The sequence below is a fragment of the Kitasatospora sp. NPDC091257 genome (assembly GCF_044757675.1).
Taxonomy (GTDB): domain Bacteria; phylum Actinomycetota; class Actinomycetes; order Streptomycetales; family Streptomycetaceae; genus Kitasatospora; species Kitasatospora lactacystinica.
This window is the reverse complement of the sequence record NZ_JBIVVI010000583.1, coordinates 1-5,607: the sequence shown is the minus strand read 5'-3', so window position 1 is coordinate 5,607 and position 5,607 is coordinate 1. Positions and strand designations below refer to the sequence as shown.

Below are 5,607 nucleotides of genomic sequence, written 5' to 3'. Positions count from 1 at the left end.
CCACCCCTCCGGCCAGCCCCACCCGCCGCACGGCCAACTGCCCGAGACCGGTGCCGGAAACCTGACCCTCATCGGCACGGCGGGAGCACTCCTGCTCGCCGCGGGCGTCCCCGTGCTCCTCACCGCCAACCGCAGACGCCGCCCGCAGGCCGGCAGCGCGGACCAGGGCAGCCAGCCCATGGAGTGACACAGCGACGCCGCACGACCCACGGCACCGACCCGCGCAGAGCGCGCGGGCCGGTGCCGTGTGCCGGGGCTCGCACAACCGGCGGTCACCCTCGCCGAGGTCACCGCCCCTCGGCGATGACCTCCAGGGCCGGGCGGGGCTCGCGGCCGAGCAGTGCCGCGAGATCGCCCGGCCCGCCCGGGCCGGCTAGGAAGCCGTGGGCGATCGCCGAGTAGGTGCCGACCACCATCGGCACCTGGAAGTCCCGCGCGTCCGAGGCCGCCGCCGCGGCCCGGGCCTCGGTCAGCCGTCCCGGGCGGTACTCGGCGCCGAGCGCCTCGGCCACCTCCGCGCCGCCCACCGCCCGCTCCCCCACCAGCTCGTAGGTGCGGCCCGCGTGCCCGGCGGGCGCCAGGGCGACGTTCACCGCCACCTCCGCGAGGTCCGCCCGGGCCACCGCCGCGAGCTTCCCGTCCCCGAGCGGAGCGCCGATCACCCCGTCCGGGCCGGGCGCGGTGATCGCCCCCAGCAACTCGGCGTACAGGCCGTTGCGCAGCACCGTCCAGCGCAGGGTGGCGGACGCGCGCAGTCGCCGCTCCGTCCAGCGGTGCGCGAGGGCGTAGGGCAGGTGGTCGCCGTCGCCGGAGAGGCTGGTGTAGACGAGGTGCTCGACGCCCGCCTGCTCCGCCGCCTCGATCGCGGCGCCGTGCCGGGCGATCACCACGTCGTCCTCGGCGGCGCCGGCCGAAATCAGCAGCAGGGTCCGCACCCCGGCGAAGGCCTCCGCCAGGGTGTCCGGCCGGTCGAAGTCCACCAGCCGGGCCGGGACGCCGTGCGGCACCTCCCCGGGCGTGCGCGAGCCGGCGACGACGTCCTCCCGGCCGGCGAGCCGCGCCAGGACGAGAGCGCCCAGGCCTCCGTTGACTCCGGTGACGAGCAGCATGGGGTTCCTCCAGGGGTGATCGGTCGTCGGCTGCACGACCATCCTCGATAGCCTGGGCGTCCGGCGTAAGGAGGCACATTCATGTCAGCAGGGCACACCGCGGTAACCACGTCCCGTCCGGTGGTCTGGTGCGAGGACGGCGTGGACTGCGGGATCCGCGACCTGCTGGACCGCCTGGGCGACAAGTGGTCGGTCCTCACCGTCGTCGAACTCGCGCAGGGTGTAAGGCGGTTCCGCGAACTGCAGCGCGCCCTGCCGGGCATCTCGCAGCGGATGCTCACCCTGACCGTGCGTCGCCTGGAGCGCGACGGACTGGTCTCGCGGACCGTCCACCCGACCGTCCCGCCGCAGGTGGAGTACGAGCTGACGCGGCTCGGGCACAGCCTGACCCACCTGGTGCGGGCGATGGCGGACTGGTCGTACGGCCACCACGACGCGATCGTCGACTCCCGGCGGCGGTGGGACGAGGCCAACCCCGGCTCGGAGATCCGCTAGGAGTCGGGTCTCACCCGGTGACCTCGACGGTGACTTCGTAGCCGCGCTGCTCGGGCGGGCAGTTGAGGGCCTCGCCGCAGCTGGTGCGGGTCGCGGTGAGGCGGGCGGTGCCGGGGGCGCGGGCGGTGAAGGAGGCGGTGGCGGTGCCGCAGCCGCCGCCGGGGCGGCAGGACGGGGACGGGGCGGTGGCCGGGGAGCCTGCCGGGGTGAGGACGTCGGGGGCGGAACTGGTCGCGGCGGACCAGTAGGTGCTGTGGAGGGCGAGCGTGACGGTCGTGCCGACGGTGGCCTTCAGGGTGGTGCGGTCGGCGTGCTCGTCCACCGTGACCGTCGCCGGGCTCGGCGCGGTCGACGCGGCGGCGGGCGTCGACGGGCCCGTTCCGGTGGAGGCGCAGCCGGCCAGGGTGAGCAGGGCGGCGGCGAGTACCGGGGCGGCGGATCTTCTCGGGTTCACGGTGGTTCCTCCTGCTGGTGTTCCGGGGGGACCGGTTCGACGCCCCGGCGGCCGGTTCGGATCCCGCCGGACGGCGCTCGGACCGGAAACGGCACCGGGGCGGGCGCTGGGCCCACCCCGGTGCGTTCGGCGCGGCGATGGTCAGGAGACGGTCACGTCGTCGTAGTAGGTGTAGGTCGGGTCACCCGGGTAGTTGTCGTCGTGGTTGCTCAGGGTGAGGGTGTAGGAGTGGCCCGGGGTGACGGTCGCCGTCCTGTTGGTCCAGGTACCGGTGGTGGTGCAGGTCTTGGCCAGGACCGTGGTGGTGGTGCCGGTGGTGTTGTCCTTCAGGGTGGCGGTGGCCCAGTCGTAGGTGACGGTGTCGTCACAGGTGTTGCTGTACCAGAAGGACAGCTTGCTGGTGCCGGTCGGCGCGGTGAAGGTCTGGGCGATCGAGGAGTCCCCGGTCGGGCCGGTGGAGCCGACCATGGCGCCGTAGCCGCCGCTGTGGGCGGCGGAGGCGGTGGCGGAGGTGCTGCCGGCGGTGGTCCAGCCGGTCAGGCCGCCGGTCTCCAGTCCGCCGTTGGTGACGGCGTTGCCGCCGCCCCCGCCGGTGGACTCGGTCCAGGTGAAGGTGGTGCTGCCGGCGGCGCCGGTGGTGTCGGTGGCGGTGACCGTGACGCTGGAGGTGCCGGCGGCGGTCGGGGTGCCGGAGATCAGGCCGGTCGAGGGGTTGATCGACAGGCCGGCCGGCAGGCCGGTGGCCGAGTAGCCCAGCGTCTGGCCGGTGGCCGAGTCGGTGGCGTTGATCTGCAGGCTGACCGCGGTGCCGACGGTGCCGCTCTGGTTGCCCGGGTTGGTGACGGTGACCGTGTTGCCGTGGGTCAGGATGGCGTGCGAGATCGCACAGGAGTTGGTGTCGTTGGACCAGCTGGCCTGCTCGGCGTAGCTGCCGAATGCCCCGAAGGAGATGTTGGCGGCGCCGCCGGTGCTGCCGGGCTGGATCCAGGCGCACTCGTCGGAGTTCTCCTGGCCGTTGTAGCTGCTGCCGGAGACGTGGTTGGTCCAGCCTCCGGCCGGGTTCTGGTCGGACATCATCTCGTGCCACTCGTGGCCGAGGGTCATCGTCCAGCCGTCCAGCGTGCCGGGCGAGTTGACGAAGCCGACGCCGCAGTTGGAGCCCGCGTCGATGTTGTACGGCTGGTTGGAGAAGGCGATGTCGCCGTAGGGCGAGCTCGCCGCACCGCCGGTGAGGGTGGTGTCACCGTTCCAGTCGTGCCAGGCGCAGTACCCGGTGGTCGGGTTCTGGTAGTCGTCCGGGTTGGTGCCGTGCGGCGACAGGACGATGTAGTACGCGTCCCGGTTGGCGGCGGCGGTGGTGTTGCCGAAGTGTCCGGCGGCCTTGACGGCCTCCTGGGCGAGCTGGTTGCCGCTGGCCTGGCTCGGCGAGGCGGCCCCGTTGTCGTACCAGACGCCGGACAGGACGCCGCCGCTCTGGTACGGGATGAAGTTGGCGTTGGACGGGCAGCTCACGGCACCGGTGGCGACGGTGGGGCCGTCGCACCACTGGGTCAGGTCGGCCGACCAGGTCTCGCCGTTGGTGCCGATGCCCTTGAACATCTGCTGGGTGGCACCGGCGGCACCGGCCGAGTCGTTGGAGAACTTCGCGTTGCCGCTGGCGTCGGTGGTCTGGGTGCCCCACTGGTTGCCGTAGAACACCAGGTAGACCTTGGAGTGCCCGCTCTGCACGCCGATGCCGTCGACGCCGCCGCCGTACGACAGCGTCTGCTGACCGGTCGCCGCGGCCTGGTCGTGGGCGGCGAGCCACTTCTTGTAGTTCTCGTGCTGGGACATGCCGGGGACCGCGCCGTGCCGGTAGGGGTGGCCGTTCTGCGGGCTCCAGGGGTTGAACTCGTTGGTGGTGCTGCCCTGCGAGCCGGAGATGTCCTGCGCGGAGGCCGGACCGGCCGCGCCGGCCAAGCCGGCGGCGGCGAGCGCGAGCGACGCTATTCCGGTGAGCGCCGCGTACCTCGCGCGTCCGGTCCTGGGGGAGTGACCCATGGGTGAGGGTGCCTCTCTTCTGCCGATCGTCCGCGGCCTCGGGGACCGGGAACGATCCCTTTGTGGGGGAAGGGCCGGCGGCGGATTCCGTCGGGTCGGGTTCCGGTCGAATTCATTCGCACACCCGGAATTGACTGCCCGTCGGCCTTTTGCCGCCTGCGTGGCAAGAAGGAAAGCAGAGCTGATGAACACCGGTCAACGGCGCTGGGTAAGGAACGATTAAGAAGCGCGTCCAAGCAGGTCAAGCAACGTTGATGAAAGGGGATCAACGCGCGTAGTCATTCACTGAATACGACAGGAAATGCCGTTTCGAAATCCGTGAGCGGCCGTGCGGCGAGGCCCCCTGACGGCAATTCGGCGCCGTGCGGAACCTTCCCCCCTCGGCGCGTCCGGAAGGGGGCGGCGCGGGGAATCCGCCCGCCGCCCCGGCCCGCTACCGCTCGTACGCCACCTCGGGGAAGCGGGCCGAGGGCCCGTCCAGCAGGTGGTCGTCCTGGCCGCGCAGCCAGCGGTCGAAGAAGGACGCCACGTAGGAGCGGGTGGCGAGTTCGGCGCGGCCGGGGCGGATGTCGCCGACGTCCTTGCGCAGTTGCTCGGCGCTGAGCACGCCCTGGCGGGCGAGCTGCGGCAGCAGCGGCTGGGCGTCGGTGTACGAGCCGTGGCGGGAGCCGGTGAGGGTGACGTCGGCGTGCCAGCCGGTGCTGTGCTGCCACAGGGCGTTCCAGCCGGGCTGGTCGCGGTAGCCGCCGGAGTCCTCGCCGCCGGTGCCCATCAGCAGGAACGGCCGGTTCAGGCCGTCCTCGGCGACGCTGGGCAGGAGGACGCCGGTGTGGCCGTCGGGTCCGGGGAAGTGCATCTGCCCGTCCATGTTGATCCCGGCCGCGATCCGCGGGTCGTCGTGCATGGTCTGGAGCGCGGTGAAGCCGCCCGCCGACTGGCCGACCATGCCGATCCGGCCGAGGTCGAGGGCCCCGGCCACCCCGGCGGGCAGGCCCGGACGCCCGCCCAGGCCGGCGAGCCGGTCCAGGACGAAGCGGGTGTCGGCGACCCGGGTGTCCATCGCCTTGCGCAGCACCGCGCCGATGTCCAGGCCGGGCCGACCGAGCATGCCGGGGAGCACCGAGGTGGCCAGGTCGCCGCCGGGGAAGGCGACTTCGGAGGCCTCGTAGGTGTGGTCGACGGTGACCACCACGTAGCCGCGCGAGGCGAGGTCCTCGACCAGCGCCGTCCCCCAGGTGCGCGGGTCGCCGAGGCCGGGCGAGTACAGCACGACCGGGCGCGGGCCGCCGGGCAGTGCCGGGGCGTCCTTGCGCGCGTGGGTGCGGATGGCCGACCAGTCGGTGCGGCCGGGCTCGGTGCCGTAGTTGAGCAGGCCGACGCCGTCCGGGCCGTCGAAGTGCCGACCGGCGGCGGGCTCCATGTACGGGGCCCGCTCGTCGCCGGAGGCCGGGTGGGAGGTCGGGTACCAGAGGCTGATCATCAGCTCGCGCCGCTGCCCGGGGTGCCAGG

The 5,607-nt window shown here is 73.1% G+C and carries 6 protein-coding genes; 2 read left to right on the top strand and 4 right to left on the bottom strand.

Annotation, left to right across the window (positions count from 1 at the left end):
* Window positions 1-187 (top strand): LPXTG cell wall anchor domain-containing protein (locus tag ACIQOV_RS24855; RefSeq protein ID WP_401051924.1); only part of this gene is annotated, 187 nt, incomplete at its 5' end.
* A gap of 100 nt (window positions 188-287) precedes the next feature.
* On the opposite strand, the gene ACIQOV_RS24850 is transcribed toward ACIQOV_RS24855, so the two are convergent.
* Window positions 288-1,109 carry an NAD(P)H-binding protein gene (locus ACIQOV_RS24850; protein WP_401051922.1) on the bottom strand — a complete coding sequence of 274 codons (822 nt, stop codon included), beginning with the start codon at window positions 1,107-1,109 and terminating at the stop codon, window positions 288-290.
* Between the two features lie 81 nt (window positions 1,110-1,190).
* Here ACIQOV_RS24850 and ACIQOV_RS24845 point away from each other — a divergent pair, with 81 nt between their 5' ends.
* Window positions 1,191-1,604 (top strand): winged helix-turn-helix transcriptional regulator, encoded by a 414-nt coding sequence (locus tag ACIQOV_RS24845; RefSeq protein WP_401051919.1) that lies wholly within the window; start codon window positions 1,191-1,193, stop codon window positions 1,602-1,604.
* Window positions 1,605-1,614: 10 nt separating this feature from the next.
* Here ACIQOV_RS24845 and ACIQOV_RS24840 read toward each other — a convergent pair whose 3' ends face one another.
* The 3 genes from ACIQOV_RS24840 to ACIQOV_RS24830 all read right to left on the bottom strand — a co-directional run.
* The gene (locus tag ACIQOV_RS24840; protein WP_401051917.1) at window positions 1,615-2,058 is read right to left on the bottom strand and encodes a hypothetical protein; all 444 of its coding nucleotides are present in this window, start codon (window positions 2,056-2,058) and stop codon (window positions 1,615-1,617) included.
* A 141-nt stretch (window positions 2,059-2,199) separates the two neighbouring features.
* On the bottom strand, window positions 2,200-4,098 hold the full coding sequence (locus ACIQOV_RS24835; protein WP_401051914.1) for a putative Ig domain-containing protein: 1,899 nt from the start codon (window positions 4,096-4,098) through the stop codon (window positions 2,200-2,202).
* A gap of 433 nt (window positions 4,099-4,531) precedes the next feature.
* A partial coding sequence (locus ACIQOV_RS24830; protein WP_401051911.1) for an alpha/beta hydrolase family protein occupies window positions 4,532-5,607 on the bottom strand: 1,076 nt, incomplete at its 5' end.